The organism is Streptomyces sp. NPDC059455, from assembly GCF_042750115.1.
Classification (GTDB): Bacteria; Actinomycetota; Actinomycetes; order Streptomycetales; family Streptomycetaceae; genus Streptomyces; species Streptomyces endocoffeicus.
Map to the genome: position 1 here is coordinate 3,270 of NZ_JBHYVB010000374.1, position 2,334 is coordinate 5,603.

General features: G+C 72.1%; 3 protein-coding genes. 2 read left to right on the forward strand and 1 reads right to left on the reverse strand.

Translation table 11 applies throughout. From position 1 onward, the window contains the following. The first annotated feature begins 238 nt into the window (after positions 1 to 238). Positions 239 to 1,048, forward strand: coding sequence for a class I SAM-dependent methyltransferase (locus tag ACFXB5_RS52250; RefSeq protein ID WP_385222826.1), 810 nt, complete (start codon positions 239 to 241; stop codon positions 1,046 to 1,048). Between the two features lie 23 nt (positions 1,049 to 1,071). After that, on the forward strand, positions 1,072 to 1,422 hold the full coding sequence (locus tag ACFXB5_RS52255) for a VOC family protein (protein WP_385222829.1): 351 nt from the start codon (positions 1,072 to 1,074) through the stop codon (positions 1,420 to 1,422). A gap of 32 nt (positions 1,423 to 1,454) precedes the next feature. On the opposite strand, the gene ACFXB5_RS52260 is transcribed toward ACFXB5_RS52255, so the two are convergent. Further along, positions 1,455 to 1,898: a hypothetical protein gene (locus ACFXB5_RS52260; protein ID WP_385222832.1), complete on the reverse strand. Its 444-nt coding sequence runs from the start codon at positions 1,896 to 1,898 to the stop codon at positions 1,455 to 1,457. Between the last annotated feature and the right edge of the window lie 436 nt (positions 1,899 to 2,334).

Consider the following 2,334-nt stretch of genomic DNA (forward strand, 5'->3'; position numbering starts at 1 on the left):
CCCGGTGCGGTACACCCGCTCCCCCCCCCCACCCCCCGCCACGTCGCTGGGGGGGGCTCGATTTTCTTTAAAAACCACAGCAAAATTGCCCGCGGCGGGGGGGGGGGGTTTCCGCCCCCCCCCCCCCCCTTCGGCACTTAACCGGAACGCTCGCATACTGAGACGGTTCTTCTCGTGATGCGAGATGCCTTCTACGGTGGAGCCACCCGTTCACCGGTCCCGAAGGGGGAGTTCCGCCATGCCGAAGGACGCCGCCGTCTACACCCACGGCCACCATGAGTCGGTGCTGCGCTCGCACACCTGGCGCACGGCGGCCAACTCCGCCGCGTATCTCACCGGCCATCTGCGGCCCCATATGCGGATCCTGGACATCGGCTGCGGCCCCGGCACCATCACCGCGGACCTGGCGGAACTGGTCCCCCAGGGGCAGGTCACGGGCGTCGACGCCGAGGGCGCCATCCTGGAGCGGGCCCGCGCGGTGGCCGACGAGCGCGGGCTGGCCAACGTCTCCTTCGCGGTCGCCGACGTCCACGCGCTGGACCACCCCGACGACTCCTTCTGCGTGGTCCACGCCCATCAGGTGCTGCAGCACGTCGGCGACCCGGTGGGGGCGCTGCGCGAGATGCGCCGGGTGTGCGCGCCGGGCGGCATCGTGGCGGTGCGCGACTCCGACTACGCCGCCATGACCTGGTACCCGTCCGTCCCCGGGCTGGACGGCTGGCTGGACCTCTACCGCCGGGTCGCGCGGGCCAACGGCGGTGAGCCGGACGCCGGTCGCAGACTGCGCTCCTGGGCCCTGGAGGCGGGGTTCACCGACATCACCTCGACCGCCACGGCGTGGTGCTACGCCACCGAGGAGGAGCGGGTGTGGTGGAGCGGTCTGTGGGCGGACCGCACGGTCGCCTCCTCCTACGCCCGGCTCGCGGTCGACGGCGGCCATGCCACGGAGGAGGAGCTGCGGTCGATCGCGGAGGCGTGGCGGACGTGGGGCGAGGCGCCGGACGGTTGGTTCGCCGTCCTGCACGGTGAGATCCTCTGCCGCGTCTGAGCAGTTCAACTAGGCTCGCCCGCATGGATATTCTGGGGACTTCACTCCGCGTGTGCGTCGACGACCTGGACTCGGCGATCGCCGTCTACGAGAAGCTGACGGGAGCCGAGGCGGTGCGCTTCCAGCGCGGCCCCGTCGCGGTCGCGGCGGTCGGCTGCTTCTTTCTGATGAGCGGACCGGAGTCGGAGATGTCGATTCTCCGCAAGATCACGGCGACGATCGCGGTGAAGGACGTGGACGAGGCGGTCGCCGATCTCACGTCGGTCGGCGGGCAGATCGTCGCCGGTCCGCTGCCCGCCCCCGTGGGCCGCACCCTGGTGGCCCGCCACCCCGACGGCTCGATCTTCGAGTACGTCGACCGGAACCCGGCGTGACCCGCCCGTGAATTCACCGTCCGGCAGACCCGTCAGGAGGGCGGTCCCGGATCCACGATGGCCTCCTCGTCGTCGACCTCCTCGTAGAGATCGTCCACATCCCGGAGCTCATCGCTCTTGATCCGGACCGCCTCCTCCTCGGCGGACAGCCCGCTGGTCGAGCCCTCCTGGGAGTAGACGTCCTGCTCACGCGGGAGATCGGGGTCCGGCTCGTCGTACAGCAGCCCCGCCGGTTCCGCCACCGTGCCGACCGGCTCCCCCGCCTCCGGCTCCTCATCGGTCAACCGCTCGTCGAGCGACTCCCGCTCACGCGTCTCCGCGCTCGTGGTGTCCCGGTACCCGGCGATCGTCGGCTCGTCCCCGGCCACGGGCAACTGCTCAGGATCCTCCGCCCACTGCTGCTCGGGCGTCCCGTCCTGCAGATCGGGAATCCCCTCATCCTCCGGATCCGCCCCAGGATCATGCGGTGTCCTCACGGTACTCGGCTCCTTTCCGCTGACGCGCTGTGCCGACGTCCGTGCCCGGGTGCCCGCCACAGGGCATCGCCATGCGGGTCCGGACCCGCCCGCACATTGCGGAGGCCCGCCGTGCGGGCGCGATGCCCGGCGACCCGGTCGGGCCGCGAAGCGCCCCGCAGAGCGCAGGCCGCCGACGGGCGCGACCCGAGCTCGCTGCGCGGGCGCACGCCGGTCAGGCCGCCATACGGGCACATCCACTTGCGGGACGCAGGCCACCGCAGGCGCAACCAGCCAAGCCTGCCTCCGGACGTGGCCCCCGCGGACACAACCCGAGCCAGGGGGTATTCAGCGGATTGTGACGCCTGCGGCGGACTGCTCCCCTCCCCTCCCCGTCCCTTCCCGCTACCAGGGGCTTCGCCCCTGGACCCCCGGGGGGGGGGGGGGGGGCCCCGAT

Bases quoted from the DNA above. Each gene is read 5' to 3' on its own strand.
- ACFXB5_RS52250 (WP_385222826.1), top strand. From the start codon at position 239: ATGCCGAAGGACGCCGCCGTCTACACCCACGGCCACCATGAGTCGGTG.
- ACFXB5_RS52255 (WP_385222829.1), top strand. From the start codon at position 1,072: ATGGATATTCTGGGGACTTCACTCCGCGTGTGCGTCGACGACCTGGAC.